Source organism: Haloarcula ordinaria (genome assembly GCF_029338275.1).
Lineage (GTDB): Archaea > Halobacteriota > Halobacteria > Halobacteriales > Haloarculaceae > Haloarcula > Haloarcula ordinaria.
This window is the reverse complement of record NZ_CP119789.1, coordinates 424,802-451,696: the sequence shown is the minus strand read 5'-3', so window position 1 is coordinate 451,696 and position 26,895 is coordinate 424,802. Positions and strand designations below refer to the sequence as shown.

At 68.5% G+C, this 26,895-nt stretch carries 26 protein-coding genes; 9 read left to right on the top strand and 17 right to left on the bottom strand.

What is annotated here, in order from left to right; all coding sequences use genetic code 11:
* Positions 1-45: 45 nt before the first annotated feature.
* A complete protein-coding gene (thsB, locus tag P1L41_RS02355) occupies positions 46-1,722 on the top strand; it encodes a thermosome subunit beta (protein WP_379788350.1) in 1,677 nt (558 codons plus the stop codon).
* 16 nt (positions 1,723-1,738) lie between these two features.
* Here the strand turns inward: thsB and P1L41_RS02350 are convergent, their stop codons facing one another.
* The 3 genes from P1L41_RS02350 to P1L41_RS02340 all read right to left on the bottom strand — a co-directional run bounded on the left by P1L41_RS02350 (position 1,739) and on the right by P1L41_RS02340 (position 3,302).
* Positions 1,739-1,876: a hypothetical protein gene (locus P1L41_RS02350; RefSeq protein ID WP_276297272.1), complete on the bottom strand. Its 138-nt coding sequence runs from the start codon at positions 1,874-1,876 to the stop codon at positions 1,739-1,741.
* Positions 1,877-1,989: 113 nt separating this feature from the next.
* Complete coding sequence (locus P1L41_RS02345) at positions 1,990-2,202, bottom strand: HalOD1 output domain-containing protein (protein WP_276297271.1); 213 nt, start codon at positions 2,200-2,202, stop codon at positions 1,990-1,992.
* Between the two features lie 251 nt (positions 2,203-2,453).
* Positions 2,454-3,302 carry a hypothetical protein gene (locus P1L41_RS02340; RefSeq protein ID WP_276297270.1) on the bottom strand — a complete coding sequence of 283 codons (849 nt, stop codon included), beginning with the start codon at positions 3,300-3,302 and terminating at the stop codon, positions 2,454-2,456.
* A gap of 76 nt (positions 3,303-3,378) precedes the next feature.
* Here P1L41_RS02340 and P1L41_RS02335 point away from each other — a divergent pair, with 76 nt between their 5' ends.
* Positions 3,379-4,386, top strand: a complete 1,008-nt coding sequence (locus P1L41_RS02335; RefSeq protein WP_276297269.1) for an ornithine cyclodeaminase family protein — start codon at positions 3,379-3,381, stop codon at positions 4,384-4,386.
* 64 nt (positions 4,387-4,450) lie between these two features.
* Here P1L41_RS02335 and P1L41_RS02330 read toward each other — a convergent pair whose 3' ends face one another.
* Positions 4,451-4,660: a DUF7535 family protein gene (locus tag P1L41_RS02330; RefSeq protein ID WP_276297268.1), complete on the bottom strand. Its 210-nt coding sequence runs from the start codon at positions 4,658-4,660 to the stop codon at positions 4,451-4,453.
* A 152-nt stretch (positions 4,661-4,812) separates the two neighbouring features.
* On the opposite strand from P1L41_RS02330, the gene leuS reads away from it, so the two are divergent.
* Positions 4,813-7,494 (top strand): leucine--tRNA ligase, encoded by a 2,682-nt coding sequence (gene leuS, locus P1L41_RS02325; protein ID WP_276297267.1) that lies wholly within the window; start codon positions 4,813-4,815, stop codon positions 7,492-7,494.
* On the opposite strand, the gene P1L41_RS02320 is transcribed toward leuS, so the two are convergent.
* The 7 genes from P1L41_RS02320 to lpdA form a co-directional block, all read right to left on the bottom strand.
* Positions 7,495-7,953 carry a peroxiredoxin gene (locus P1L41_RS02320; protein ID WP_276297266.1) on the bottom strand — a complete coding sequence of 153 codons (459 nt, stop codon included), beginning with the start codon at positions 7,951-7,953 and terminating at the stop codon, positions 7,495-7,497.
* Between the two features lie 2 nt (positions 7,954-7,955).
* The gene (locus tag P1L41_RS02315) at positions 7,956-8,360 is read right to left on the bottom strand and encodes an Hsp20/alpha crystallin family protein (RefSeq protein WP_276297265.1); all 405 of its coding nucleotides are present in this window, start codon (positions 8,358-8,360) and stop codon (positions 7,956-7,958) included.
* Between the two features lie 87 nt (positions 8,361-8,447).
* Entirely contained in the window at positions 8,448-9,263 is an 816-nt protein-coding gene (pheA, locus tag P1L41_RS02310) for a prephenate dehydratase (RefSeq protein WP_276297264.1), read from the bottom strand.
* A 61-nt stretch (positions 9,264-9,324) separates the two neighbouring features.
* The gene (locus tag P1L41_RS02305) at positions 9,325-9,807 is read right to left on the bottom strand and encodes a hypothetical protein (RefSeq protein ID WP_276297263.1); all 483 of its coding nucleotides are present in this window, start codon (positions 9,805-9,807) and stop codon (positions 9,325-9,327) included.
* 42 nt (positions 9,808-9,849) lie between these two features.
* Complete coding sequence (locus tag P1L41_RS02300; protein ID WP_276297262.1) at positions 9,850-10,689, bottom strand: aldo/keto reductase; 840 nt, start codon at positions 10,687-10,689, stop codon at positions 9,850-9,852.
* A 48-nt stretch (positions 10,690-10,737) separates the two neighbouring features.
* Complete coding sequence (locus P1L41_RS02295; protein ID WP_276297261.1) at positions 10,738-11,361, bottom strand: hypothetical protein; 624 nt, start codon at positions 11,359-11,361, stop codon at positions 10,738-10,740.
* Between the two features lie 73 nt (positions 11,362-11,434).
* Entirely contained in the window at positions 11,435-12,853 is a 1,419-nt protein-coding gene (lpdA, locus tag P1L41_RS02290; RefSeq protein ID WP_276297260.1) for a dihydrolipoyl dehydrogenase, read from the bottom strand.
* A 110-nt stretch (positions 12,854-12,963) separates the two neighbouring features.
* On the opposite strand from lpdA, the gene P1L41_RS02285 reads away from it, so the two are divergent.
* Entirely contained in the window at positions 12,964-13,836 is an 873-nt protein-coding gene (locus P1L41_RS02285; RefSeq protein ID WP_276297259.1) for a CheF family chemotaxis protein, read from the top strand.
* A gap of 24 nt (positions 13,837-13,860) precedes the next feature.
* Here P1L41_RS02285 and P1L41_RS02280 read toward each other — a convergent pair whose 3' ends face one another.
* The 5 genes from P1L41_RS02280 to P1L41_RS02260 all read right to left on the bottom strand — a co-directional run bounded on the left by P1L41_RS02280 (position 13,861) and on the right by P1L41_RS02260 (position 19,670).
* Positions 13,861-15,375 carry a 2-oxo acid dehydrogenase subunit E2 gene (locus tag P1L41_RS02280; RefSeq protein WP_276297258.1) on the bottom strand — a complete coding sequence of 505 codons (1,515 nt, stop codon included), beginning with the start codon at positions 15,373-15,375 and terminating at the stop codon, positions 13,861-13,863.
* 73 nt (positions 15,376-15,448) lie between these two features.
* On the bottom strand, positions 15,449-16,438 hold the full coding sequence (locus tag P1L41_RS02275) for an alpha-ketoacid dehydrogenase subunit beta (RefSeq protein WP_276297257.1): 990 nt from the start codon (positions 16,436-16,438) through the stop codon (positions 15,449-15,451).
* On the bottom strand, positions 16,435-17,541 hold the full coding sequence (pdhA, locus tag P1L41_RS02270; RefSeq protein ID WP_276298420.1) for a pyruvate dehydrogenase (acetyl-transferring) E1 component subunit alpha: 1,107 nt from the start codon (positions 17,539-17,541) through the stop codon (positions 16,435-16,437). The genes P1L41_RS02275 and pdhA overlap by 4 nt, the downstream gene beginning before the upstream one ends.
* A 128-nt stretch (positions 17,542-17,669) precedes the next feature.
* Positions 17,670-18,590: a lipoyl synthase gene (gene lipA, locus P1L41_RS02265; RefSeq protein WP_276297256.1), complete on the bottom strand. Its 921-nt coding sequence runs from the start codon at positions 18,588-18,590 to the stop codon at positions 17,670-17,672.
* Between the two features lie 207 nt (positions 18,591-18,797).
* Positions 18,798-19,670 carry an NmrA/HSCARG family protein gene (locus P1L41_RS02260; protein ID WP_276297255.1) on the bottom strand — a complete coding sequence of 291 codons (873 nt, stop codon included), beginning with the start codon at positions 19,668-19,670 and terminating at the stop codon, positions 18,798-18,800.
* 158 nt (positions 19,671-19,828) lie between these two features.
* Here P1L41_RS02260 and P1L41_RS02255 point away from each other — a divergent pair, with 158 nt between their 5' ends.
* Entirely contained in the window at positions 19,829-22,225 is a 2,397-nt protein-coding gene (locus P1L41_RS02255; RefSeq protein ID WP_336399608.1) for a DEAD/DEAH box helicase, read from the top strand.
* Positions 22,226-22,395: 170 nt separating this feature from the next.
* Positions 22,396-22,641: a DUF8028 family protein gene (locus tag P1L41_RS02250; RefSeq protein ID WP_276297253.1), complete on the top strand. Its 246-nt coding sequence runs from the start codon at positions 22,396-22,398 to the stop codon at positions 22,639-22,641.
* Here the strand turns inward: P1L41_RS02250 and P1L41_RS02245 are convergent.
* Positions 22,623-23,297, bottom strand: coding sequence for an HAD family hydrolase (locus tag P1L41_RS02245; protein WP_276297252.1), 675 nt, complete (start codon positions 23,295-23,297; stop codon positions 22,623-22,625). The two genes, P1L41_RS02250 and P1L41_RS02245, sit on opposite strands and share 19 nt — an antisense overlap.
* Before the next feature lie 133 nt (positions 23,298-23,430).
* Here P1L41_RS02245 and P1L41_RS02240 point away from each other — a divergent pair, with 133 nt between their 5' ends.
* From P1L41_RS02240 to P1L41_RS02230, 3 genes are all read left to right on the top strand, one after another.
* On the top strand, positions 23,431-24,153 hold the full coding sequence (locus P1L41_RS02240; protein WP_276297251.1) for a PDDEXK family nuclease: 723 nt from the start codon (positions 23,431-23,433) through the stop codon (positions 24,151-24,153).
* A 63-nt stretch (positions 24,154-24,216) separates the two neighbouring features.
* On the top strand, positions 24,217-25,215 hold the full coding sequence (gene endA, locus P1L41_RS02235) for a tRNA-intron lyase (protein WP_276297250.1): 999 nt from the start codon (positions 24,217-24,219) through the stop codon (positions 25,213-25,215).
* Positions 25,212-26,882, top strand: coding sequence for a tryptophan--tRNA ligase (locus P1L41_RS02230; RefSeq protein ID WP_276297249.1), 1,671 nt, complete (start codon positions 25,212-25,214; stop codon positions 26,880-26,882). Before endA ends, P1L41_RS02230 begins: the two co-directional genes overlap by 4 nt.
* Positions 26,883-26,895: the final 13 nt, after the last annotated feature.

Sequence of the window (26,895 nt, the reverse complement as noted above, 5' to 3'; positions counted from 1 at the left end):
AACCCCTACTTTTATATAGAACCACATACAATCTCTCGACTGATTATGAGTCAGCGCCAGATGCAGGGCCAGCCGATGATCATCCTGGGCGAAGACGCCCAGCGGATGAAGGACAAGTCTGCACAGGAACACAACATCTCGGCCGCCCGCGCGGTCGCCGAGTCGGTCCGCTCGACGCTCGGACCGAAGGGCATGGACAAGATGCTCGTCTCCTCGATGGGCGACGTAACCGTCACGAACGACGGCGTCACCATCCTCACGGAGATGGACATCGACAACCCGACGGCCTCGATGATCGTCGAGGTCGCCGAGACACAGGAGGACGAGGCCGGTGACGGGACGACATCGGCCGTCGCCATCGCGGGCGAGCTCCTGAAGAACGCCGAGGACCTCCTCGAACAGGACATCCACCCATCGGCCATCATCAGTGGCTTCGACATGGCCGCCGCCGAGGCCAAGTCCGCCCTCGCGGAGATCGCCACCGACGTCGACCGCGACGACGAGGAACTGCTGAAGAAAGTCGCCGAGACGTCGATGACCGGCAAGGGTGCCGAGGTCAACAAGGACCTGCTCGCCCAGCTCATCGTCGACGCGGTCCGGGCCGTCACCGTCGAAGCCGAGGACGGCAGCGTCGTCGCCGACCTCGAATACCTCGACATCGAGACCCAGACCGGTCGCTCGGCCGGCAACTCCGAACTCCTGAAGGGCGCCGTCGTCGACAAGGACGCCGTCCACGAGGAGATGCCGACCGACGTCGAGGACGCGAAGGTCCTCCTGATGGACACCGCCATCGAGCTCGAGGACACCGAGGTCGACGCCCAGCTCTCCGTCGACAGCCCCGACCAGCTCCAGACCTTCCTCGACCAGGAGGAAAAGCAGCTGCGCGACCTCGTCGACAAGGTCGAGGCCACCGGCGCCAACGTCCTGTTCTGCCAGAAGGGCATCGACGACATGGCCCAGCACTACCTGGCCCAGAAGGGTATCCTGGCCATCGAGCGCGGGAAGAAATCCGACATCGAGTTCCTCAAAGAGGTGCTCGGCGCCAGCGTCGTCTCGGACCTCGACTCCGCCAGCGAGGCCGACCTCGGCCACGGCACGGTCTCCCGGGACGAGAAGCAGAAGCTCTTCTACATCGAGGGCACCGGTGCGGACTCCCACGGCGTCACGCTCCTGCTGCGCGGGTCGACCGAGCACGTCGTCGACGAACTCGAACGCGGCGTCGAGGACGCGCTGGACGTCGTCTCCGCGACCGTCGCCAACGGGAAGGTTCTGGGCGGCGGCGGTGCGCCCGAAGTCGAGGTCGCCGCGCGACTGCGCGACTTCGCCGACTCCGTCGAGGGCCGCGAGCAGCTCGCCGTCGAGGCCTTCGCCGACGCACTCGAAATCATCCCCCGCACGCTCGCCGAGAACGCGGGCCTCAACAGCATCGACACGCTCGTCGACCTCCGCTCGGCCCACGAGCGCGGCGAGGTCAGCGCCGGTCTGAACGTCTTCTCCGGCGATGTCGAGAACACGCTCGAGGCTGGCGTCGTCGAGCCCGAGCACGCCAAGCGCCAGGCCATCTCCTCGGCTGCCGAGGCCGCGAACCTCGTGCTCAAGATCGACGACATCATCGCTGCCGGTGACCTCTCGACCGAGGGTGACGGCGACGAGGGCGGCGCGCCCGGCGGTATGGGCGGCGGCATGGGCGGCATGGGCGGCGGCATGGGCGGCATGATGTAAACCCACTTTTTGCACCTCACTCGCGCCGCTCCGCGGCGCTCGTTCGGGCAAAAACCTGGGGAAAAATCGCGGCTTCGCTCCCGTCGCGCCGCTTCGCGGCGCGGTGGTCGCTCGCCGCGGTCGAACCGGCGACGCCGTCGCCGGATGCTTCCATCTGCAGACCAACGCCCCGAACCGCTCGCTAACTGACTTCTCTCTTCGTTTCGATACCGCGAGTCGCCACGTCTCAGAACCCGGATTCGACTGTCCCCCGCGACGGCGCCGAGTTCAGTCTGTTACGGTGATGGTACAGTCCGCCTCGACGATGACACGGTGTCCGAGATACCGGAAACGAAGCATCTGCACGCCGGACTCCTCCGGCGGGCGCGAAAAGAGCGCATCGAGGGCTTCGGGGTTGATGACGGAGTACAGCGACTCGTCTAACTCCCGTGGGTCGACGCCCCTGTGGTCCGCGACCGCCTGAACCACCCGCTCGCTCATCGACCGACGTCGCTCATGTCTGTCGGAGTGTCCCATCCGGGCTCACTGACCTCCCGTCCCGGCCGATATGCTCGGACGCGATTCGACGGGTCGGTTGTCCTCTGGCCCTACGTCGAACGGAGGGGCCCGCCGCCGACTCTCTCCGACAGCGGCCGTGCTCGCTCGGCGTTCGACCATGATTCACCATTTTACCGGAACTGATAAAAACGTTTCATTCAGTATAGTCGTCAGTTCGTCCCGGACCGGTGGCCTCATCGGGCCGTGGTGTTCCGTCCCGCCTCGTCGGCGTCGACAGTCGTGACGCCGAGGTCCGTGTACCGGAGCGACTCGGTCACCCGGAGTCTGGTGCCGTTGCGGACGACGGTGTACTGGACCCCGTACGAGTGGACGACGCCAGCGGGCGACACTGTCGCCGTGAAACTGACGTCGCCGACCCGTTCGGCGGGGGTGACCGGGAACCGCGACCGATTTGCTGCGCCGTCGGCCCGGACGCGGAAGACGCGCGTGCCGTGTAGTTTGACGACCTCCGCGCGGGCCGGGACGACGGCGGTCACGTTCGCCCCGAGGAACAGCGCCCGCACCCGTTCGTGGTAGGTCGGCTCGAAGAACAGCGCGTCGCGGGGCGGGCGGGGCGGGCCCCCGATGCCCTGTCCGTCGGCGACGATCCTGCTGCTGTTGGTCCCGTCGCCCAGTATCCACTGGATGGCGCGGCGGTCCTCGGAGTGGGTTCGAATCACCTGGTCGGTGACCGACGGACCGGAAACCCGTCGGAACGCCGTGTACGACCGGTACCCGGCACTAATCTCGGCACGCGTCGTCTGCTGGACGCGCCGCGTCCCCCCCACGTCGTCGACCGCTCGCCGGTGTTCGACGGTGAACGACGTGTTCGAGAGACCGGCGACGTGCGCCCGAACGAGTGTGTCGGCGTCGGCGACGCCAGTCCCGGTGAGTCCCGGAGCGACCCGCGGTGGCGGTGAGTCCGGGACCGGTGCCGGGGTCATCGTCTCAGTCGACGCCGCCCCCTCGCTCCCGATGAATCCGGTGCACCCGGCCGTCACGAGACAGAGTGCCAGCACCGCGGTCCGGACGCCCGTGCCCATAGGTGACACAGGGTCCGCGGTGATAAAACGCCACTGGCGAGTGGGGTATAAGTTCGCCCGCGCCACATCGTCACGTATGCAGACGCTGTTGCTCGGTCCCGACGCGGTCGAAGCGCACGCCACCCTGCCGGCGGTCATCGAGGCCGTCGAGGCGGCCTTCGCGGCCGATGCGCGTGGGCACACCATCATGCCGGCCAAGTCCTACATCGACCTCCCGGAGTACAACGGCGACTTCCGGTCGATGCCCGCGTACGTCAACGCGGGCGACTGGGACGCCGCCGCGGTCAAGTGGGTCAACGTCCATCCGGACAACCCCCGCGACCACGACCTGCCGACGGTGCTGGGGACGCTCATCTACTCGGACCCGGAGACGGCGTTCCCGCTGGCGGTGATGGACGGGACGGACCTCACCCGGTTGCGGACCGGCGCGGCCGCCGCCGTCGCCACCGACCACCTCGCGGTCGCGGACGCCACCTCGCTCGGTCTCGTGGGGACCGGCGTCCAGTCGTACACCCAACTGGAGGCCATCGCCACCGTCAGGGACATCGACGAGGTAGTGGTCGCCGACCGGAGCGACGAGAAACAGCGGGCCTTCGTCGACCACTTCGCCGACCGGTTCGACGTACGCGCGGGAAGCATCGAAGACGCCGCCGGCTGTGACGTCCTCTCGACCATCACGCCCGTCGAGTCGCCCATCGTCGAGCGCGAATGGCTGGGCGAGCACACCCACGTCAACGCCATCGGGGCCGACGCGGCCGGCAAGCACGAACACGACGACCAGACGCTGCTCGCCGCCAAACTGGTCATCGACGACTACGAGCAGTGTACCCACTCCGGTGAGATAAACGTCCCCTGGAGCGCGGGCGTCCTCACGGACGACGACATCTACGGCGAGATCGGTGCTATCGCCGACGGTACCCTCCCGGGGCGAACCGACGAGGACGGCCTCACCCTCTTCGACTCGACGGGCCTGGCTATCCAGGACGTGGCGGCCGCGCACGTCGTCTACGAGAACGCCAGTGAGGCGGGCGACGGGCTCGATTTCTCCCTCGTAGGAACCGATATGGCCACTCGCACCCGTTGAAAGTCGATGCACACCCGACCGCACTACAGTCGTGCGGTTGGTGTCCGTCGGTTCAGCTGTTACGCTAGCTCGGCGTCAGTGCCTCGACGAGCTTCGAGATGAGCCAGACGACGATGATGAAGGGAAGCAGGGGCACCAGGAGGAGCATCAGGCCCAGGAAGATGCCCCAGCCGATGACGTCCATCTCGGCGTCGGGGTGCGGACCGGTCAGCGGCGTCACCGACCGGATCGGTTCTGGCAGTATCGAGTCACTCGCGTCGTCGCTTTCGGCCATACCCGTCCGTAGGACCGCTGCGCGCATAAGGTTAGCCTCGGTGCCACGAACCCGGGGCGTGAGCGGTTCGGCGAGGTCGTGGCCCCGGTCCTCGCTTGCCGGCCCCGTGAAGGGAAAGGTATAGCAATCTCGGTGTCCGAACTCACGATATCATGACCACGACTGGCGAGGAGCGCGAGCGTGGGTTCGACCACTCGGAGGTCGAACCTGCCTGGCAGGCCGCCTGGGAGGAGGCCGACGTGTTCCGCATCGCAGACGACGCCGAGGACCCCGAGTACGTGCTGGCGATGTTCCCGTACACCTCGGGGTCGCTGCACATGGGCCACGTTCGGAACTACACCATCACGGACGCATTCGCCCGCTTCGAGCGGATGCGCGGCGAGCACGTCCTGCACCCGATGGGGTGGGACTCCTTCGGCCTGCCGGCCGAGAACGCCGCCGAGGAGCGGGACACCAATCCCCGCGAGTGGACGATGCAGTGCATCGACTCGATGAAAGACCAGTTCGCCGAGATGGGCTTTGGCTACGACTGGGAGCGCGAAGTCACCACCTGCGAACCCGAGTACTACCGCTGGAACCAGTGGCTGTTCACGCAGTTCCGCGAGGCCGGTCTGGTCGAGCGCCAGGCGTCCGAACTGAACTGGTGTCCCTCCTGCGAGACCGTCCTCGCGGACGAGCAGGTCGAAGGCGAAGACGAGCTGTGCTGGCGGTGTGACACGCCCATCGAGCACCGCGAGATGGACCAGTGGTTCCTCACCATCACCGACTACGCCGAGGAACTGCTCGAAGCCCTGGACGACCTCGAGGGATGGCCCAACAACGTCCGGGAGATGCAGCGCAACTGGATCGGCAAGCAGGAGGGCGCGAGCGTCGCCTTCGAGGTCGGCGACTACGGCGACGTCGACATCTTCACGACTCGGCTGGACACCATCTACGGGGCCACCTTCTTCTCGCTTGCCCCGGGTCACCCCGTCGCCCAGGAAATCGCCGAGGACAACGACGAGGTCGCCGACTACATCCACATGGCCGAACACGCCGACGAGGACGACCTGGACGTCACCTCGGGCGTGTTCACCGGCGAGTACGCCGTCAACCCCGCCACCGGCGAGGAGATTCCGGTCTACGTCGCCGACTACGTCCTGACCGACGTGGGGACCGGCGCGCTCTACGCCGTGCCGGCCCACGACGAGCGCGACCACGAGTTCGCCGAGCACCACGACATCGACATCGTGCAGGCCGTCGAACCCACCGAGGACGCGGAGGCCGACCCCGAGGACGTCGACGTCCAGGCGGCCGCCTATCCCGAGGACGGCCTGCTCGTCAACAGCGGCGAGTTCGACGGCCTCCACTCGGAGGAGGCCCGCGACCGCTTCGTCGAGGCGTTCGACGGCGAACACCGAACCGAGTACAACCTGCGCGACTGGGGCATCTCCCGCCAGCGCTACTGGGGCACGCCGATCCCGATGGTCCACTGCGAGGACTGCGGGTACGTCCCGGTCCCCGACGAGGACCTGCCGGTCGAACTGCCGGAGTTCATCCACACGACCGGGAATCCCCTCGATGCGGCCGAGGAGTGGAAGCAGACCGAGTGTCCCGACTGTGGCAAGCCCGCCGAGCGCGAGACGGACACGATGGACACGTTCGTCGACTCCTCGTGGTACTTCCTGCGCTACACCTCGCCGGACCTCGATGACGCCCCGTTCGACGCCGAGCGGGCCACCGACTGGATGCCCGTCGACCAGTACGTCGGCGGCATCGAACACGCGGTGATGCACCTGCTGTACGCCCGCTTCTTCACGAAGGTGCTCGACGACATCGACCTGCTCGACGGGATCCGCGAGCCCTTCTCGAACCTCACGAACCAGGGGATGGTGCTGGGCGAGGACGGCCACAAGATGTCCAAGAGCCGCGGCAACGGCGTCTCGCCCCAGCGCATCGTCGACGAGTACGGCGCCGACACCGCCCGCCTGTTCATCATGGAGGCCGCCCAGCCGGAGAAGGAACTCGCCTGGAGCGCCGAAGAGGTCCAGGCCGCCCACGGCTTCCTCCAGAACGTCTACACGCTGGCCGAGGCGTTCGCCGAGGGCGAGATTGAAACGAGCGACGACGCCAGCGGGGACATCGCCGACTACGTGACGCGAGAAATCGACGCGACGGCCGCCCGCGCCACCACGGAGTACGAGCAGTTCCGGTTCAACCACGCGATGCAGGCGCTTCGCGAACTGGTCTCGCTGCTGCGCCGCTACCAGGACGCGACGACGCCGGACGCCGACACGCTCGAACGCGGGATTCGCGCGGCGGCGAAACTGCTCGCCCCGGTCGCCCCCCACGTCGCCGAAGAGGTGTGGGACGTGCTGGGCAACGACGGCCTACTCGCGGAGGCCGACTGGCCCGCCGGCGAGGTCCCCGACGACTACGACGTCGGCCGTCGCCTGGTCGAGAACACCCGCGAGGACGTCCGGGACATCGTCGACACCGTCGGTATCGAGGACCCCCAGCGCATCACGCTCGCCGTCGCGCCAGCGTGGAAGCATCGCGTGGTCGACCTCGCGAAGGCGGCCGACGGCAACGTCGTCGGGACCGTCATGCAAGACGAGGACCTGCGCCAGCACGGCGAGGCCGCCGCCGACTTCGCGAAGGACATCGCCGGTCGCGCCCAGTCGCTGGACGACCACCTCGACCCGGCCGGCGAACTCGAGGCGCTCCGCCGGGCCGTGTGGCTCATCGAGCGCGAGTTCGGCGCCGACGTCGTCGTCCAGTCGGCCGACGAAGCCACCGACGACCTCGTGCAGAAAGCCGCGCCGGGCCGACCGGCCATCGACATCGACGCCTGATTACTGCTCGCTCGTCGGCAGCAAGCCGACCTCTCTGAGGTCCCGAACGACCTCGGCCGCGTGGCCGTCTGGCCGCACGCCCTCGTAGACGGCGACGACCTGCCCGTCGGCGACGACGAACGTCGTCCGGCTCGCCCGGCCGTCGACCAGGTCGACGTCGAACGCCTCGGCGAGCTTCCCGTCGGGGTCCGCCAGCAGGTCGAAGGCGAGGCCGTGCTCCTCGGCGAAGTCACAGTGCGACTCGACGGTGTCGGTCGAGACGCCGTACACCGTGACGCCCGCTGACTCCTGCTCTTTGGCGTACTCGTTGAACTGCGTTGCCTCGATAGTGCAGCCGGACGTGTCGTCCTCCGGGTAGAAGTAGACGACCGTGGGCGCCTGGAACGCCGGTTCGACCGTCTCGCCCCACTGGTTCGTCGCGCGCAGCGTCGGGACCGACGTGCCGGGTTCGAGCACCATCGTCAGTTCACCGGGATCTCCGTCCCGTCGTCGTCGGAAAGCGCCGCCTTCGGCAGCCGGACGGTGAGGACGCCCTCCTCGTAGGCGGCGCTGGTCTCGCTCTCGTCGACGGGCTCGGGGAGGACGACGGTCCGACTGGCCGACTGCCGGTGGCGCTCGCGCTGGACGTACGTGCCGTCGTGTGTCTCGCGCTCCTCGCTCGCCGTCGCCGTGACGGTGAGTTTGCGGTCCTCGACGAGCTGGACTTCGATGTCGTCCGTGTCGAAGCCCGGGAGGTCGGCGTGGACGACGAACGTCTCGCCCTCGTCGACGACGTCCGTGGGGACGCTCGCCACGCCGGTCCCGAACTGGTCGTTGAACAGGTCGAACGCTCGCTCCAGCTCGCCGAACGGGTCTCTGTCGCTCATGCCTGACCGTACGTCGCCCGTGGACTTAACTTTCGGACGGACTGCCAGGAAAGAGGGATAGCAGCCGACCGCCCGGCTTCGGGGGGCTCAGTTCAGCACCGTCTGCGAATCGTAGGAGCCCAGGCGACGGACCCACCCCTTCTCGGCGATGACCTCGATGTCCTCGAGGGCGGCCTGCGTCCGCTCCTCGTAGAGGCCGGCCGCGATGTCGATGTGGAAGACGTAGTCGCCGAGACGCTCGCCGCTGGGCCGGGATTCGACCCGCGTGAGGTTGATGTCGCGGTCCGCAAAGGGGTTGAGCAGTTCCAGCAGCAGGCCGGGGTAGTCGGCGTTCGGGTAGACGATGAAGGAGGTCTTGCCGCCGGCGTCCGAACGCTCGCTGACGGGCGCGACGGCCAGGAAGCGCGTCGCGTTCGAGGACTTGTCCTGGATGTCCTCGGCCAGCAGTTCGAGCTCGGCCCCGTTCGAGGCGTTGGCCGGGTGCCCGATGGCCGCCACCGTCGGGTCATCACGGGCACGCTCGACGCCCCGGGCGGTGGAAGCGACCGCCTCGACGTCGATGTCGGGGTAGTGTTCGTCGAGCCACCCGCGACACTGGGCCAGCGCCTGGGCGTGACTGGCGACCAGGTCGAACGACTCGCCCTGGGCCAGGAGCGCGTGGCGGATGGGCGTGATAATCTCCTTGACGACGGCGACGTCGTACTCGGCGAAGGCGTCCAGCGATTCCGTCACGGAGCCCTCGATGCTGTTCTCGACGGGGACGACGCCCCGGTCGGCCTCCCCCTCGGCGACGGCCTCGACGATGGCGGTCATCGACTCGGCGAACTCGATGTCGCCGTCGTCGACCGCCTGTGCGGCCCGGTGAGAGTAGGTCCCCGCGGGCCCCAGCGTGATCGTGGTCATACCCGCCGGTAGACCGTTCGACATGAAAAGAACCCCGGTCGCTCCTCGACGCTCTGCCGTCTCACGACGTCGTCGCTCGACGGTAGCGATAGTACTCGGCCAGCGTCCGGAGGAGACTGCCGCCGAACGCGAGCAGGCCCATGCCGACGACGACGAAAAAGACCCACACGGCGCCCGGACCTGCCATCGGGCCCGACGGAATCCAGACGACGAGGGCCCCGAAGAGCGCCACCGCCAGCACGACGCTCAGCACTTCGACGGTTCTGACGGCGGTGTACCACGGTCGGGCCAAGAGGCGCTCGCCGACCGTGGTCTCGTCGCGGACCGTCCTGACGCCGGCGAGCAGTGTCTCGACGACGACGGCGATCGCGAGGCCGAGTCCGAGGAGCGGCACGACGAGCAGGGTCGTGATGCTCTCGGACGGCACGATGCCGACATAGACGCCGACAGCGTACCCGAGCGTGACCACTACCGCGGCGAGTTTCGCGGCCTGGAGGGGCTTCTCGCGCCGGAACGGGCGGGGCATCTGTACGACGAGCGTCACGTCGGCGCGGTAACCTTCTTGTGGTGGGCGTTGCCGTCTCGCTCAGCGCAGTTGCGCCATGTCCTCGTCGGTGAGGTCGATCGCGCTGGCGGCGACGTTCTGTTCCAGGTGGTCGAGGTCCGCCGTGCCGGGAATCGGCAGCGTCACGTCCGAGTGTTCGAGCAGCCACGCCAGGGCAATCTGGTGGCGGGTGGCGTCGTGGCGCTCGGCCACCGCGTCGATGCCCTCGACCTCGCCGACGCTCCCGGCCCCGAGCGGGAACCACGGGATGAAACCGACGCCGTACTCCTCACACGCTTCGAGGACCGCCTCGCTGTCCCGGTCGGTGATGTTGTAGCGGTTCTGGACCGTCGCGATGTCGACGATATCCCGCGCCCGGTCTAGCTGGTCGACCGAGACGTTCGAGAGGCCGACGTGGCGCACCAGCCCCTCGTCTTTCAGCTCCGCGAGCGTCTGTACCGACTCCTCGAACGGGGTGTCGGGGTCGGGCCGGTGGTACTGATAGAGGTCGATAGGGTCCATCCGGAGGCGGTCCCGCGAGCACAGCTGGGCGTTACGCAGGTAGTTCGGGTCGCCGTGGGGGAGCCAGTCCGTGTCGGTGTTGCGTAGCAGGCCCCCCTTCGTCGCGATGACGAGGTCCTCGCGCTCCGTGTCGAGCGTCTCCCCGATGAGTCGCTCCGAGACGCCGGGCCCGTAGGAGTCCGCGGTGTCGATGAAGTCCACACCGAGTTCGACCGCCCGCTCCAGGACCGCCCGGGCGTTCGCGACGTCGTCCGGTTCGCCGATGATACCGTCGCCGGTGATGCGCATCGCACCGAAGCCCAGTCGTTTGACCGTGAGGTCGCCGCCGATGTCGAATGTCCCGCTCTCGTTCGTGACCATGTTCACTTCGAGTGAGGGGCGCCTGGCCCAAAGGTGCGCGGGTCGCCGTCACTGCGTCGTCGGGAGGAGGCGGACCGAGAGGTAGCGGCCGACGAAAAACAGCAACACGCTGGCGGCGTACGCCACCAGTGCGAGCGTCTCGACAGAGAGCCCGGTCCCGGAGTCGACGAAGGGGTTGCGCCCCGTCGTCGCGACGTAGGTACCGATGGCGTCGCCGCCGCCGAGGCCGACGGCGAACAGACAGACCGACAGCAGGACCGCGAGCCCGCCGGTCCCGAGGCCGACGTACCTGGCGAAGTCCTCTGCGTCGATGACGCTGTGGGCCTGGGCCTCCGTCAGCGGTGAGATCCTGGCCCGATAGAGCCCGGTGGCGACGAGCAACGCGGCACTCAGCAGTATCATGCCGCCGCCGAACACCGCCAGCAGGACGGCCTTCGGCGAGGCGACTGCCGGGTCGGTCGCCGGGAGATACGTCGCCGCGCTCTCCGGGTAGAGGCCGTACATCGGCAGGGTGAGCGCGAGCAGCGCGAGTACGCCGCTCTGGGCGGTGAGCGTTCGGGGAACCGTCTGTCTGAAGAAGGAGTACCGCTCGTAGCGAACGCGGTCGTACGCCGACCCGGAGCACACTGCGCTCGCTATCCGGTCGTCCTGGTAACTGTCTTGGGGGGCCATCGTTCCGACACCTTTGGCTTTCAGTTTTCCAACACCTGTTATAACCTTTCTGTTGGTGTCGAAGGTTGCGCGGTCAGCGGGTGTGGATGGCCTCGCCCCGGGCGGCCTTCGCCGCCTCGTGGACGGCCTCCGAGAGCGTTGGGTGGACGTGCACCGTGGCGGCGATGTCTTCGAGTCGCGCACCCATCTCGATACCCAGGCCGAGCTCGGCGACGAGCTCGGAGGCCTCCGGGCCAACGATCTGCGCGCCCAGCAGGAACTCCGTGTCGGCGTCGGCGACGACACGCACGAACCCCTCTTTCTCGTCGAGCGTGAGCGCACGCCCGCTCGCTCGCATCGACATCCGGCCGACGACGGGGTCGAATCCCTCGGCCTCGGCCTCCGCTTCCGTCAGGCCTACGGTGCCGATTTCGGGGTCGGTGAACACCGCTGCGGGGATTGCCTGGTGGTCCAGCGCGGCGGGTTCGCCGGCGGCGACTTCGGCGGCGACTTCGCCCTCGGCCATGCCCTTGTGGGCCAGCATCGGTTCGCCGGCGACGTCGCCCACCGCGAAGACGCCCTCGACGTCGGTCCGGGCCTGCTCGTCGGTGGGGAGAAAACCGTCGTCGTCGGGTTCGAGCTCGATGGCCTCGAGACCGAGCGTGTCGGTGACCGGCTCGCGACCGACCGCGACCAGGCACTTCTCGGCGGCGTACTCGACCACTTCGTCGTCCTCGTCGGTGGTCTGGACGCGGATGCCGTCGTCCGTCGCCTCCCAGTCGCGAGCGGCCTCGCCGAAGCGGAAGTCGATACCCAGCGACTCGGCGCGCTCGCGGACGACCCGCGAGACGTCGTCCTCGTAGCCCGGCAGCACGTCATCGAGTACCTCGACGACGGTGACCGACGCGCCCAGTTTCGCGAACACCGTCGACAGTTCCATCCCGATGTAGCCCGCACCCACGACGACGAGTTCGTCGGGCACCGACTCCAGTGCCAGCGCCTCACGCGACGAGAGGATGGGCTCGTCCGTGAACGCGAAGCCCGGAATCTCGATGGGACGACTGCCCGTGGCGACGACGCACTGCTCGAAGGCGATGGATTCCGAGCCCTGCCCCTCGCCGCCGTGGGCGACCCGGACCGTCTCCTCGTCGACGAACGAGGCGGTCCCCGAAATCAGGTTGACGCCGGCGGCCGTACACAGCGACTCGACGCCCTTCGTCAGGCGGGTGACGATTCCGTCTTTCCAGGATCTCATGCCGGCCATGTCGACGACCGGGTCCGCGAACACGCCCATGTCCTCCGCGTGTCCGGCGCCGTGGGCGACGTCGGCGGCTGAGATGTACGCCTTCGAGGGGATACAGCCGTGGTTCAGACAGGACCCGCCGATGTCGGCTTTCTCGACCAGCGTGGTGTCCAGTCCGAGCTGTGCGGCCCGTATCGCGGCGACGTAGCCGCCCGGCCCGCCGCCGATTACGAGCAGTTCCGTCCCCGTTGTGACGTCTCCGACGACCATAGCTCCTGTCCGTCCGGGGACGGTTTAACTCTTGTATCGGTTCACGCGCCGAGCCGTGAAACGAAAGTTCAATATCCCGCCAGCAATCAGGTGTGGTATCTAACCGCCACATGTCATCGGTACTCGCGGATTTCACGGGGACGTTCGCCGCCGAGACCCCGGCGTGGGACGGCCCCGTCGACGGGCGGATTCTCCTCGGCAAGGGACAGCTCGTCCTGGCGGCGGGTGACGACGACACGGTACGCATCCCGCTCGACTCGGTGTTCGACGTCTCGGTCGGGAGCACGCCCAACTTCTTCGACCCGATGCCGGGCACGCCGGTGACCGTCGCCTATCGGGAGCGAGACAACCGTCTGGCCGTCGCTGTCGCCGCCGACGAGGGCACCATCGAGAAGTTCGTCACGGTGCTGTACAAGGCGATGCTGAACGGGACCGACGTGACGCTCAAGCACCCGGCGAAGGTCGGCGGCCGGGTCACCGACGCCGAGTTCAAGGGCGGCCTGCTCTCCTTGCAGACCGGCGCGGTCGAGTTCGACACCGACGAGGGGCCGGTGACGATTCCGCTCGACTCGGTCATCGACTTCGACCGGATGGAGCGGGCCGTCGATGGGACGACCCGGCCGGTGCTGGTCGTCAGCCACATGGACGGCGGGACGGCGCTGACGACGCTCGCGGCCATCGACTCCAACCGCAAGCTCTCGATACTCGGGCGGTACCTCCGTCGGGTCTACCAGCGCGTCATCGACTCGCTCTCGCAGCTGTCCCTCTCCGAAGCGGAGACGGAGGCGCTGGCGACCATCTACTCGACCGGCGACATGGACGTCTCGCTGTCGAGCGTGCTGGACACCGAGCCAAAACAGGTCAAACGCCTCTTGCACGCGCTCCACGAGAAGGGGCTCATCGAGTCGAAGGACGGCGGGCCGGTGCTGACCGCGAAGGGGCAGATCGTGGTCACGCACTACCTCGAACGGGTCAACACGTAATCGCCGGCCTGCTGCCGATTGTTCTCACTCCAGCAGCAACCGCGTCGGGTCCGCCAGGTATGTCTTGAGCGTGTTGACGAACCGCGCGGCGTCCGCGCCGTCGACGACGCGATGGTCGATGGCCAGCGAGAGCGGCAGCGTCGGCCGGGCGACCACCTCGCCGTCCTCGACGACGGGGCGCTCTTTCAGCGCGCCGACGCCGAGAATCGCCGTCTCGGGCACGTTGATGACCGGGTCGGCGTACTCGCCGCCGAGGGTCCCGAAGTTCGTCACGGTGAACGTCCCGCCCTGCATCTCCGACCGTTCGATGTCCCGCGAACGGGCCCGCGCCGTGAGGTCGTTCACGTCGCTCGCGAGCGCCAGCAGGCCCTTGCCGTCGACGTTCTCGACGACGGGGACCATCAGGCCGTGGTCAGTCGCCGTCGCGACGCCGATGTCGTAGTAGTCCTTGTAGACGACTTCCTCGGCGTCCGTGTCGAGTTCGGTGTTCAACACCGGGTGCTGTTCGAGCGCGGCGGCGACGCACTTCAGGACGAAGGGGGTGTAGGTCAGGTCGACGTCCCGTTCCTCAGCGAGCGGTTCGAGGCGCTCGCGGGCCTCGACCAGGGCCGACACCTCGACGCGGTCGTGGTGGGTCGCGTGGGGAACCTCCCGGCGGGAGCGGGCCATCTGTTCGCCGATGGTGCGTCGGACGCCGCGGTAGGGCTCGCGCCGCTCGGGTTTCGCGCCCGATGGCGTCGTCTCGGCCGCCGCGTCTGTGGCGTCCGCTTCCGTCGAGCGAGCCTCCGCGTACGCTTGCACCGTCGCCTGGTCGACGTACGGCTCGCCGTCGCGGGTCTGGTCGGTCGGCACGCTGTCGATGTCGACGCCGAGCTCGCGGGCGAGCCGGCGCGTCGCCGGCGTCGCCAGCGTCCGCTCGCGGCGCTCGCCGCCGCGAGGGGCGGCCTCGTCCGCCGACACCCGGCGGACGGCCGACTTCACGGCGGTCCCGTCGGCTGCCTCCGCGTCGGCGTCGTCCGAGACACGGCTGACTGCCGATTTCACCGCCTCGTCCTCGTCGGAGACGCGCGAGACGGCGGATTCCACCCCGCTGTCGCTCGCGTCCGCGGCCGCTTCCACGTCGGCTTCGGTGATTCGGCCGCCGGGGCCGGTCCCCTCGACGTCCGTGATGTCGACGTCCGACTCGCGGGCGAGGCGGCGGACACTCGGCGCGGCGAAGACCCGACCGCTCGTCTCGCCGTCGGTCGACGCCGTTCCCGAGTCGGGCTCGGGTGCCGGCTCCGTGGATTCGGCCTCGCCGTCGCCGTCCTCGTCGATGGTGACGATGACCTCGCCGACCGCGACGACGTCGCCCGGGTCGGCGCGGAGCTCGCGGACGACGCCGTCGACCGGCGAGGGCACGTCGACGGCGGCCTTGTCGGTCTCGACCTCGGCGAGCAGGTCGTCCTCGCTGACGCGGTCGCCCGGCGCGACGTGCCACTCGAGCACCTCGCCCTCGGCGACGCCCTCGCCGAGGTCGGGGAGTTTGAACTCGAACATGGCTCACACTGCTCGCCGAACCGCCCTAAAGATACTCGTCGTCTCGGCGGACCGAGACGGCTCGCGGCCCCGCTCAGAACTCGACCGCTTCTCTGATGCCGTCCTCGATGCGGGCGGGTTCGGGGAGGTAGTAGTCCTCCAGGGCGTAGAGCGGGTACGGCACGTCGAAGCCGGTAACTCGCGTGATGGGGGCCTCCTGGTAGAGCAGCGCCTCCTCCTGGATGGTCGCGATTATCTCGCCGGCCAGTCCACCGGTCTTGGGGGCCTCGTGGACCACCACCCCGCGGCCGGTCTTCTCGAACGACTCGACGATGGCGTCGGTGTCCATCGGCGAGAGCGTCCGCAGGTCGACCACCTCGACGTCGATGCCCTCCTCGGCCAGGTGCTCGGCGGCCTCCATCGTCGGTCGGATCATCGCGCCCCAGGTGAACACCGAGACGTCGGTGCCCGCCCGTTTCACGTCCGCCTCGCCGAGTTCGATGGTGTAGGGCTCGTCGGGGACCTCCTCGCGGAACGCTCGGTAGATGAGCTTCGGTTCGAGGAAGACGACGGGATCGGGGTCGCGGATGGACGCTGCGAGCAGCCCCTTGGTCTCGCGGGGCGTCGAGGGAACGACGACCTTCAGCCCCGGTTCGTGGACGTAGAACGCCTCCTTCGACTCGGAGTGGTGCTCGGGCGCGCGGATGCCGCCGCCGTAGGGGGCCCGAACCGTCAACGGACAGGTGTACCGCCCCCGGCTTCGGGTGCGCAGGCGTGCGGCGTGACTGACGAGCTGGTCGAAGGCGGGGTACATGAACCCGGAGAACTGTATCTCGGGGACCGGCCGCAGGCCGTAGGCCGCCATCCCGATGGCGGTGCCGACGATGCCGCCCTCGGCGAGCGGGGTGTCGACGACCCGGTCCTCGCCGAACTCCTCGTAGAGGCCCTGTGTCGCCCGGAAGACGCCGCCGTTGCGCCCGACGTCCTCGCCCAGCACGAGCACGTCCTCGTCGCGCTCCAGCTCGCCGTAGAGACCGTCTCGGACCGCCTGGACCAGCGTGAGGTTCTGGCTCCCGGCGCTCATTCCAGCACCTCCTCGTCGCCGTGACGCGCGCGCAGGTCCCGCAGGTAGTCGAGTTGCGCTTCGAGCCGCTGGGGCATCTCGGCGTAGACGTCGGCGAACATCTCCTCGGGGTCCGGCCGCGGGGTGGACTCGGCCGTGTCGATGGCCTCGGCGACCGCCGTCTTGACGGACTCGTCGATACTCGCGATTCGCTCGTCGTCGAGCAGGCCCCGGTCCCGGAGGAACCGCTCCATCCGCGGGATGGGGTCCTTGCGCTTCCAGCGCTCGACCTCCTCCTCGTCGCGGTACACCGAGGGGTCGTCCGCGGTGGTGTGGGCCCCGAAGCGGTACTGGACGGCCTCGATGAGCGTCGGGCGTAACTGCCCCGCTGGCGGATCGCGGGCCTTCTCAACGGCTTCGCGGGTCACCTGGTAGACGGCGAGTGGGTCCATCCCGTCGACCTGCACGCCGTCGAACCCGTATGCGGTCGCCTTCTGGGCCAGCGTCGCGCTCGCGGTCTGGTGCTCACGGGGCATCGAGATGGCCCACTGGTTGTTGTTACAGAAGAAGACCGCCGGCACGTCGAAGACGCCGGCGAAGTTCAGCCCCTCGTGGAAGTCCCCCTCGCTGGTCGCGCCGTCCCCGAAGTAGGTGAGGACGACCGTGTCGTCGCCGCGGAGCTTCGCCGCCCACGCCGCGCCGGTCGCGTGGGGAATCTGGGTCCCGATGGGCACCGCGAGCGAGAACACGTTGACCCCTTCCGGTGGCGCATTCCCCTGCTCGTTGCCCATCCAGTACAGCAGGGTATCGGACAGTGCCCAGCCGCGAACCGCCAGCGCCAGGTGCTCGCGATAGCTCGGGAACACCCAGTCGCCCTCGGCCAGGGCAGTGGCGCTGCCGACCTGTGAGGCCTCCTGGCCGGCCATCGGCGGGTAGGTCCCCATCCGCCCCTGTCGTTGCAGGCTCACCGCCCGCTGGTCGAAGTGCCGACCGAGTTTCAACTGGCGGTATATCGTCACCAGCGCGTCGTCCGAGAGGTCCGGCACCGTCGAGCCGTCCCGGACCTGGCCGTCCTCGTCGAGAATCTGTACCTGGTCCGCGGGGTCGCGCTGGAGCACGCTCAGAGGAACCACCTGCCTCGGGGTGACATATGTGTTACTAGTTCACGGGCGCTACGCTTAGGGTTTTCGCGGACTGACAGGTCGGTCGCCCGGGATAGTACCTACGTGAGAATCGGGCCGTTCGGTGCCGCTCAGTCGCTTCGTGCGAGCCGTCGCGCGTCCTCGACGCTCTGCCCCTCGAAGACGGCCTCGACGAACAGCTCCCCGGCCTTGTACGACGAGCGGACCATCGGGCCCGAGGCGCAGTACGCGAAGTCGAACTCCTCTTCGGCGACCCGCTGCCAGGTGTCGAAGACGTCCGGATGGACGTACTCGCTGACCTCGAGATGCGACCGGGAGGGCTGGAGGTACTGGCCGAAGGTCACCACGTCGACGCCCACCTGCCGGAGGTCCGAGAGGGTCTGGTACACCTCGTGGGCGTACTCGCCCAGCCCCAGCATCAGACTCGTCTTGGTGTAGACGCCGGCGTCGGCCGCCTGTTCGAGGACCGACAGCGACTGCTGGTAGCCCGCCCGCCGGTCGCGGACCGGCCACTGCAGGCGGTCGACCGTCTCGACGTTGTGCGCGAGGACGTCCGGACCGGCGTCGATAATCTGCTGGACGAGGGCCGGGTCGCCCCGGAAATCAGGAATGAGGCACTCGACCAGGATACCCGCGTCGCGCGCCTTGATGGCCCGGATGGTGTCGGCGAAGTGGCCCGCCCCCTGGTCAGGGAGGTCGTCGCGGTCGACGCTCGTCAGTACGACGTAGTCAAGACCGATGTCAGCGACGGCGTCGGCGACCTGCTCGGGCTCCTCCGGGTCGAGCGCCCCCATCCCGCCCGTCTCGACGTCACAGAAGTTACAGCCGCGCGAACACCGGTCGCCCATGAGCATGAACGTCGCCGTCCCCGGGCCGTCCCGCCCGCTCCAGCACTCGCCGAGATTGGGGCAGTTCGCCTCCTCGCAGACGGTGTTGAGGTTCCGCTCCCGGAGGCTCCGCTTGATGTCGGTGAACCGCTCGCCCGACGGCGGTCGCATCTTCAGCCAGTCGGGTTTCCGAGCGCGAGGCATTGGTCATCGGTAGGCGTGTCTGGGTAAAAGATGTTGGGTTCGACCCGACGCGGACGCGACGAACCGCTCCGCTCGCGAACATCACTCGAAACCAGGATAAAAAGCACCGCGAACACCGCACGGACGTGCCCGGCTCACTACACCGGACCCGATAGCATTTGTCGGCCCCGCACGAGACAGATACGGCTCGTCGGGGCCAGGGCCGAATCAGCGCGACGGCGTCGCCGCCGGGCGCCAGACCTCGCTTCCGTCGAGGTACGTTTCGAACGTCGCCGTCTCGATGCCCCACTCGGCCAGCGGGCTCTCGAGGTCGTAGCCCACGTCGTTGAACCACTGGAACATGTCGGCCATCTCGTCGCCGGCCATCTCGCGGTAGTCCTCGACGTCGACGTGGATGGGATCGATTTCGGTCCCGAGGTGCGAGCCGAACGCCTCGGCGAACGCCTCGAGCGTCAGGTCGTCGCCGGCCAGGGTGACAATCTGCCCGCCAAAGCGGTCGGGGTCGGAAAGCGCCGCGACGACTGTCTTGCCGATGTCGTCGGCGTCGACGACGGCCAGCGAGACACCGTGCTCCAGGGGCATCGCGAGTCGGCCGTTCTCGATGTCCTCGCGCATCATGTACTCGAAGTTCTGCATGAAGAACACGGGCCGGACGATGGTCGCCGGGAGGCCGAGTTCCTCGATGCGCTGTTCGACGGCGTACTTCGACTCGAAGTGCTCGAGACCGGTGTCGGCGTCGGCGCTGCCGACGGAGCTGTAGACGAAGTGCTCGACGCCCGCGTCGGCGGCCGCCTCGGCGAGGGTGATGCCCTGTTTGCTCTCTACTTCGGGGCCGTCCTCGAAGAACGTCGTCACGCAGTAGACGGCGTCCATGCCCTCACAGAGTTCGGCCATGCGGGCCGCGTCGGTCATGTCGCCCTCGACGGGTGTGACGCCGCGTGCCTCGAGATCCTCGGCGCCGGCGCTCGATGCGTCACGGGTCAGACCGTATATCTCCCAGTCCTGGCTGTCGGCCAGCAGGTGGTCGATGACTGCACCGCCCTGGGTCCCGGTTGCACCGGTGACGAGAATCTTCCTCATAACGTATAGGTATACTACGAATAACAATATAAAGACGTATGTAGCCGTGCTACCAGGGAACGCGGTCGGTTTCGGCGGTCCGCGCTCCTCGTCGCCCGAACGGTGGCCCGCTCCCGGTGATGGAAACGCCTTTGCCGCCGCGGCGCTCGCTCTCTGACGTGCCACCTCGAGCCGACAGCGAGCCGAGCGTCGCGGTCGTGGACGTGCTCCCCGACTTCGCCGACGCCTTCCCCTTCGAGCGGTTCAACGCCATGCAGGCCGAGGCGCTGCCCGCACTCTTGGAGCGCGACGACAACGTCGTGGTCAGCGCCCCGACTGCCAGCGGGAAGACCGCGCTGGCGGAACTGGCCATCTGCAAGACCCTCGCGGCGGGCGGGACCGCGCTCTTTCTCGCCCCCCTGCGCGCGCTCACCAACGAGAAAGAGCGCGAGTGGGAGCGCTTCGAGGACATGGGCTATTCGGTGTACGTCGTCACGGGCGAGCGCGACCTGAGTCCCCGCCGGGCCGAGCGCGCCGACATCCTGGTGATGACCCCCGAGAAGGCCGATTCGGCCACCAGGAAACACGACTCCCACCGGTACTCGTTCATCACGGACGTGGACTGCTGTGTCATCGACGAGGTCCACCTGCTCGACTCTGACCGGCGCGGCGCGGTGCTCGAGGTCACCGTCTCGCGCCTGCGCCGGCTCTGTGACCCCCGCGTGGTCGCCCTCTCGGCGACGATGCCCAACATCGACGACGTCGCCGACTGGCTGGACGCCCCCGCCGAGACCACCTTCGCCTTCGGCGACGACTACCGCCCGGTGCCGCTGAACGCAGAGGTGAAGACCTACTCGCACGGCGAGAACGCCTTCGCCGACAAGTACCGGCGGCTCTACCGGGCGCTGGACCTGACCGAACCCCACATCCGCGACGAGGGCCAGGCCCTCGTGTTCGTCTCCTCCCGGCAGGACACTGTCCAGGCCGCGAAGAAGGCTCGCGACGAACTCACCGAACGCGACGTGCCCATCGGTGCGCGGGGCGACTACGACTTCCACAACGACGCCGCCGACCTACAGAACGACACGCTGCGGCAGTCCGTGCTCGACGGCGTGGGCTTCCACCACGCCGGCCTCGCCCGTGAGGACAAGAACCGCGTCGAGGACTGGTTCAAACAGGGGAAGATACAACTGCTCTTCTCGACCTCGACGCTCGCGTGGGGGGTTAACCTCCCCGCACGCTGTGTCGTCATCAGAGATACGAAACTCCACGACCCCCTGGAAGGCGAGGTCGACATGAGCCCGCTCGACATCCTCCAGATGCTCGGCCGCGCCGGCCGCCCGGGCTACGACGACACGGGCTACGCCTGGGTCGTCTGTGACCGCTCGGACGCCGACAAGTACCGCACGCTCCTGCGTGACGGCAAGGAGATAGAGTCCCGACTGGCCGGCGAACTCGACGCCCACCTCAACGCCGAGATCGCCTTGGGGACCATCCGCGACGTCGACGACGTGATGGAGTGGCTCCGGACGACGTTCTACTTCGCCCGCGCCCAGTCGGCGCCCGACGAGTACGCCGCCGGCAGCGACCTGCGCGAGCGGGTCAGCCGGACGCTCTCGGAACTGGTCGCCGACGGCTTCGTCGAACAGGACGGCCTCCGCGTCGAACCGACCCGCCTGGGCCACCTCGCCTCGAAGTTCTACCTCCGACTCGACACCGCCCGGCGCTTCGCCGACCTCGCGGAGCGCTGTGACGAGCAGGCCGACGACGGCGCCACGGAACCCATCGACCCCGAGGACCTCCTCACCGCAGTCGCCGGTGCGACGGAGTTCGACAGCGTCAGCGCCCGCTCGGACGAGCAGGACGCGGTCGCCGCGGTGCTGGGGACCGCCGACACGGACTTAGATGCCGGCCAGCGGAAGGTATTGGCTATCCTCAAAGCAGGGATGACCGGGACGACGCCGACGGAGCTCAAGAGCGACGCCTGGGTCATCCGGCAGAACGCCCTGCGACTGCTCGCGGCCCTGCGGGCGTTCCTCGACGACCTCGCGCCGGCCCGCTTCGCCAACCTGGCCTGCCGCGTCGAGGCCCGCGTAGAACACGGCATCAGCGAGGACGCGGTAGGCCTGACGGCTATCGACGGCGTCGGGTCGGGTCGCGCGCGGAAACTGGCCGCCGAGGGACTCCAGACGCCCGCCGACGTCGTCGACGCGGGCGTCGACGGCCTCGTTCGTGCCGGGCTCTCGGCGGGCGTCGCCGAACAGGTGCTCGCGAACGCCCGCGACCTCCCGGTCCTCGACGTCGACTGGGGCGCGTTCCCCGACGCGATAGCGACTGGGAGCAACGAGATGCGGGAGGTGACCGTCGAGAATTCGGGCGGCGCCGCCCGCGCGGGGCTGCGCGTGACGGTCAACGGCCGCGAGATGACCGCCAAGCCGTCCTATCTGGGCGAGGCGACGCTTCCGGTGGCCGTCTTCGGGGCGGACGCCGACGAACTCACCTACACCGTCGAGGTGACGTTCCCCGACCTCCCGCTCCCCTCGGTGACCGAGCAGCGAACGGTCAGGGTCGACTAAGCCGGGCTTACCGGGTCGCGTGAACTGTTCACCGCCGCCCGGGGTGGCGAGACGAACCGGCCAGCCCGGTCCGTTTTGGCGGCCGATTCGACCGCTGAACGCTCTGAACGGTCCGGGAGCATCTCTCAGTTATACGGGTGTCTCGGGACTGTGGTCGGACGAGACGGACCATGTCACGCCCCGCTCCGCTCGGCTCGTTGCTCGACTCGCTCACCGGCGTTCGCTCGCTGGCCACGGCAGTGACACGTGGCCCGCTCCAGGGCGCGGCGTTCTGGACCGGCGTCGTCGCCCCGCTGGCGTACCCGCTGTTCCTCTTTGGCGAACTGGACAGCCAGTCGCTCGTCCTCCTGCTCGGTGTCGTCGTCCTCAACGTCGGCGGCCTCCTGCTCGGCCGAGGCTACGCCGACCGGTGTTGACTCCCCTCCGTATCGAACAGCAACGCCCTGAGCTCGGGCTCGCCGGCGACGACGTAGTCGGCCACGGAGAGGTCCGTCTCGTCCCCGTCGCCCCGGAACCCGACGGTGGTCAGGCCCGCAGCAACGGCCGCCTGTGCCCCTGCAGTCGAGTCTTCGACGGCCCACCCCTCGCTGGGGTCGACGCCCAGTTCGGCCGCGCCACGCTCGTAGATACCCGGTGCGGGTTTGCCCGGCCCCTCGATGTCGTCGGCGCTGACGACCGCGTCGAAGTGTTCAAGCAAGCCGAACCGCTCGTCGACGACGTCGATCCACTCCCACGGCGAGGAGGTGGTGAGTGCCAGCGAGACGCCCGCCGACCGGAGGTCCGCGAGCAGGTCGTGGACGCCGTCGAGCACCGTCGCGTGCTCGCGGTATATCTCGCGACCGGCCCTCTCGAACATCGCCTCGTACTCCTCGCGAGAGACCGCCATCTCGTACTCCTCGGCCAGCTCCGGATACACCTCCTTGTAACTCCGCCCGGTGGTGGCCGACAGGGGGATGTCGTCGTTCGGCGCCGCCGTCGGCAGGATGTGCCCGCGCTGTTTCTCGACCCAGTAGTCTTCGGACTGCACCAGGACGCCGTCCATGTCGAAACAGATGGCCTGCGGAGGGCTCATTACTCCCTCTCACACGCTCGACCGATTTGGGTTTTTGGGCCCTGGGCACCGAGTCGCGTTCGGTGTCTCCTGCTCAGCGACGCCCCTCGACACGCCCGAGGGTTTATATCCGAATCCGGGACCAGGCCGGCCCATGCACGACGGAACGCGCGTGATGGCCGGCCAGTGTACGACCGTCTTCGAAGGCTCGCGAGAGCGCGAACAGCGCGGCGACGTCCTCGTCGTCGTCAAGCCCGACAACACCGTCCTCGTCCACGACGCCGAGGGGTACCAGCCCGTAGCGTGGCTCACTCGCGCCGAGAGCGTCGCCGTCGAGGACGGCGTCGTCACCGCCCGGGACGGGGAGGAACTCCTGCGAGTGGTCGCCCACGAGGAACACGGAAGCGCTCGCTTCCCGGCGTCGAACGCCGGCGTCCCCGTGGCCGACTGTCCGCACTGTCCGGGGACCCTCGTCCGGACGCGGGGCGACGTCGACTGTACCGCCTGCGACGCCTCGTACGGCCTGCCGACGGACGCCACCGTCACCGGCGGTCGGTGTGACGACTGCGGCCTCCCGACGATGCGCGTCGAACGCGGCGCGGCCTTCGAGGTGTGTCTCGACCGGGGCTGTGACTCGCTCGACGACCGGGTGAACGCCGCCTTCGACCGCGAGTGGGACTGTCCCGACTGTGAGGGCGACCTGCGCATCATCCGCCGGGGCGGCCTGCTGGCGGGCTGTGATACCTACCCGGACTGCGACACGGCGTTCTCGGTGCCGTCGGGCCTGGTCGTCGACGACTGCGACTGCGGCCTGCCGGTGTTCGAGACGGCCGGCGGGCGGCGCTGTCTCGATAGCACGTGCGACCGGACAGGGTAGCCTCCTCGCCGACTGGCGCACGCGACCCGCAGGGGCTTTGTCCTCCCCCCGACAGTCCCCGCTATGGACCTCACGCTCGACGGCGACGTGGTCCGGGCCGGCCCCCGCGCCCGCGAGCAGTTCTACGACTCGCGTGGCTACGGCCGGGTCCGGAACGGCGACCTCGACCTCGCGCCCGTCGAGGCCGCCCACCTGCTGTACCGTGGCGACATCGAGTGCGTCGACGGGATGGACTTCCGGACGCTGCTCACCTCGCGGGCCGTCTCCGAGGTCGCCTTCCTCGTCTACAAGGACCTCCGGGACCGGGGGTTCTACCTCTCGCCCGCACGCGAGGGCTGGGTCGAGAACCCCGAGGGTGCCGACTTCGTGGTCTACCCCCGGGGCAACGGGCCGTGGGACGACGCCGTCGCCTACCGCATCCGGGTGGTCGGCGAACGGGACACCGTGCCGGCGGCCAGCCTCGGCGACTGCGTGCTCGCCGTCGTCGACGAGGAGAGCGAGATAACCTATCTGGCGACCGAGCGACCCGACGTCTCGGGGACCAGCGACGGCACCGTCCCCGCGACCGAGGGCGAACTGCTGGCCGAGCGGGTGCTGTGCTGGGACCCGCCGTCGGCACTCTACGAGCAGGCGTTCTACGGCCAGTTGCTCGACGACGCCGTCCAGCTGTCGCTCGTGGAGGCCGCCTATCTCGCTCGCGAGGGGATGCTCACCGTCGAGGGCGGTGCCGAGGCTGTCGTCGAGCGGGGCCGCGACGTCGAGGGCGACCGGTTCGACCGCCGGCTGGCCGTCTACTCGACGCTCCGCGAGGCCGGCGTCGCGCCCAAGACCGGCTTCAAGTTCGGCGCGGACTTCCGGACCTACGCCGACGTCGAGGACGTCGACAACCTGGGGCACTCCGAACTGCTGGTCCGGGTGCTCCCGGCTGACCACGCCTTCGAACCCCGCGACCTCGCGCTGGACGTGCGGCTGGCCCACGGCGTACGGAAGCGAATGGTTTTTGCGCTGACCGGGGCCAATGAGGAGGTACACTGGCTCGCCGTGAGCCGACTGACACCATGACCGACCACGACGCGCCCCACGACGACGCATCGCCCGACGAGGACCGCCGCCAGTCGGGGGACGCGTGGCGTGAGTCCGATGCGACGCTCCGCTCCGACGGCGGTGAACCGAGCGAGGCGAGGCGTGCCTCGTCGGAACTGCGTTCCGATGGCGGTGCCGCCGGCGCCGACGACGTGGCACTGGACCCCTGGGGCTCCTCGACGGTCGCCGACTACCGCAAACTGTTCGACCAGTTCGGCATCGACGTGTTCGACGACATCCTCCCCGGCGTGCCGAACCCCCACTACCTGATGCGCCGGAGCGTCATCTTCGGTCACCGCGACTACGACCGGGTCGCCAGCGCGATGCGCGCCGGCGACGACTTCGCCGCGCTCTCGGGGTTCATGCCCACCGGCGACCCCCACATCGGCCACAAGATGGTGTTCGACGAGATAATCTGGCACCAGCAGCAGGGTGGGGACGCCTACGGCCTCATCGCCGACTTGGAGGCCCACGCTGCACGCGACCTCTCGTGGGCGGAGATCGACGAACACACCCGGAGTTACGTCCTCTCGCTGCTGGCGCTCGGGTTCGACCCCGAAGCGGGCGAACTGTACCGCCAGTCGACCAATCGCGAGGTGCAGGACCTCGCCTTCGAACTCGGCGTCGAGGCCAACTTCTCGGAGCTGCAGGCCATCTACGACTTCGACGGCGAGACGGACGTCTCACACATGCAGTCGGTCGTCACCCAGATGGCCGACATCCTCTACCCGCAGCTCGACGAGCCGAAACCCACGGTCATCCCGGTCGGCCCCGACCAGGACCCCCACATGCGATTGGTCCGCGACCTCGCGGCACGGATGCGCTTCTTCGGCGTCACCGAGGCCTACGCGAGTTTCGAGGCCACGGCCACCGAGCGACCGCTGCTTCGGCAGGCGTACAACGCCCGCACCGACTACGCCGACAATCCCGACCGGCCCCGCTGTGTCGAGGCGGCCGGCTGGCTCCGCAGGACGAGACCCGACCCCTCCGAGGCTCGCGAGTCCGCCATCGAGAAACTCGAGAACGCCGGCCGAGAGCCCATCCGCCCGCGGACTCGCATCTTCGACCGCCGCGCGACCGAGGAGGCCTTCGATGCGCTCATCCAAGCCGTCGACGGCGACAAGCGTGTCTACGACGAACACGTCGACGCCTTCGACTTAGACCAGGAGGCAGCTGAGGAACTGGCCCGCCAGGTCGAACTCGACAACGGCGGCTACGGCTTCCTCCCGCCGTCCTCTATCTACCACCGGTTCATGACCGGCCTCACCGGCGGGAAGATGTCCTCCTCGATTCCGGCCTCGCACATCTCGCTGCTCGACGACCCCGAGGACGGCTACGACAAGGTCAAGTCCGCGACGACGGGCGGCCGCTCCACCGCCGAAGAACAGCGCGAGAAGGGCGGGAAGGCAGATGAGTGTCCCGTCTACGAACTGTACGCGTACCTGCTGTCGGGCGACGACGACGAGTTCGCCACCGAGGTATACGAGGAGTGTGTCGGCGGTGAGCGCCTCTGTGGCGGCTGCAAGGAGCAGGCCGCCGAACTGATGGCTGCGTTCCTCGAGGAGCACCAGGAGAAACGCGCCGAGTGGGAAGACAAACTGGACGAACTCGACATCGAACTCGAGTCGGACCGACGACGCGACTAGCAGTTGCTGTTGT

Excerpts from the sequence above, each read along its gene's own strand:
- P1L41_RS02330 (WP_276297268.1), bottom strand. The coding sequence starts at position 4,660 with ATGGCCGAAAGCGACGACGCGAGTGACTCGATACTGCCAGAACCGATC.
- endA (WP_276297250.1), top strand. The coding sequence starts at position 24,217 with ATGGACCTCACGCTCGACGGCGACGTGGTCCGGGCCGGCCCCCGCGCC.
- lipA (WP_276297256.1), bottom strand. The coding sequence starts at position 18,590 with ATGCCTCGCGCTCGGAAACCCGACTGGCTGAAGATGCGACCGCCGTCG.
- P1L41_RS02300 (WP_276297262.1), bottom strand. The coding sequence starts at position 10,689 with ATGGTCACGAACGAGAGCGGGACATTCGACATCGGCGGCGACCTCACG.
- P1L41_RS02295 (WP_276297261.1), bottom strand. The coding sequence starts at position 11,361 with ATGGCCCCCCAAGACAGTTACCAGGACGACCGGATAGCGAGCGCAGTG.
- P1L41_RS02315 (WP_276297265.1), bottom strand. The coding sequence starts at position 8,360 with ATGAGCGACAGAGACCCGTTCGGCGAGCTGGAGCGAGCGTTCGACCTG.
- lpdA (WP_276297260.1), bottom strand. The coding sequence starts at position 12,853 with ATGGTCGTCGGAGACGTCACAACGGGGACGGAACTGCTCGTAATCGGC.
- P1L41_RS02350 (WP_276297272.1), bottom strand. The coding sequence starts at position 1,876 with ATGGAAGCATCCGGCGACGGCGTCGCCGGTTCGACCGCGGCGAGCGAC.
- pheA (WP_276297264.1), bottom strand. The coding sequence starts at position 9,263 with ATGACCACGATCACGCTGGGGCCCGCGGGGACCTACTCTCACCGGGCC.
- P1L41_RS02275 (WP_276297257.1), bottom strand. The coding sequence starts at position 16,438 with ATGAGCGCCGGGAGCCAGAACCTCACGCTGGTCCAGGCGGTCCGAGAC.
- P1L41_RS02250 (WP_276297253.1), top strand. The coding sequence starts at position 22,396 with ATGTCACGCCCCGCTCCGCTCGGCTCGTTGCTCGACTCGCTCACCGGC.
- P1L41_RS02240 (WP_276297251.1), top strand. The coding sequence starts at position 23,431 with ATGCACGACGGAACGCGCGTGATGGCCGGCCAGTGTACGACCGTCTTC.
- P1L41_RS02230 (WP_276297249.1), top strand. The coding sequence starts at position 25,212 with ATGACCGACCACGACGCGCCCCACGACGACGCATCGCCCGACGAGGAC.
- P1L41_RS02260 (WP_276297255.1), bottom strand. The coding sequence starts at position 19,670 with ATGAGGAAGATTCTCGTCACCGGTGCAACCGGGACCCAGGGCGGTGCA.
- P1L41_RS02320 (WP_276297266.1), bottom strand. The coding sequence starts at position 7,953 with ATGGTGCTCGAACCCGGCACGTCGGTCCCGACGCTGCGCGCGACGAAC.
- leuS (WP_276297267.1), top strand. The coding sequence starts at position 4,813 with ATGACCACGACTGGCGAGGAGCGCGAGCGTGGGTTCGACCACTCGGAG.
- P1L41_RS02335 (WP_276297269.1), top strand. The coding sequence starts at position 3,379 with ATGCAGACGCTGTTGCTCGGTCCCGACGCGGTCGAAGCGCACGCCACC.
- P1L41_RS02280 (WP_276297258.1), bottom strand. The coding sequence starts at position 15,375 with ATGTTCGAGTTCAAACTCCCCGACCTCGGCGAGGGCGTCGCCGAGGGC.
- thsB (WP_379788350.1), top strand. The coding sequence starts at position 46 with ATGAGTCAGCGCCAGATGCAGGGCCAGCCGATGATCATCCTGGGCGAA.
- P1L41_RS02345 (WP_276297271.1), bottom strand. The coding sequence starts at position 2,202 with ATGAGCGAGCGGGTGGTTCAGGCGGTCGCGGACCACAGGGGCGTCGAC.
- P1L41_RS02285 (WP_276297259.1), top strand. The coding sequence starts at position 12,964 with ATGTCATCGGTACTCGCGGATTTCACGGGGACGTTCGCCGCCGAGACC.
- P1L41_RS02245 (WP_276297252.1), bottom strand. The coding sequence starts at position 23,297 with ATGAGCCCTCCGCAGGCCATCTGTTTCGACATGGACGGCGTCCTGGTG.
- P1L41_RS02340 (WP_276297270.1), bottom strand. The coding sequence starts at position 3,302 with ATGGGCACGGGCGTCCGGACCGCGGTGCTGGCACTCTGTCTCGTGACG.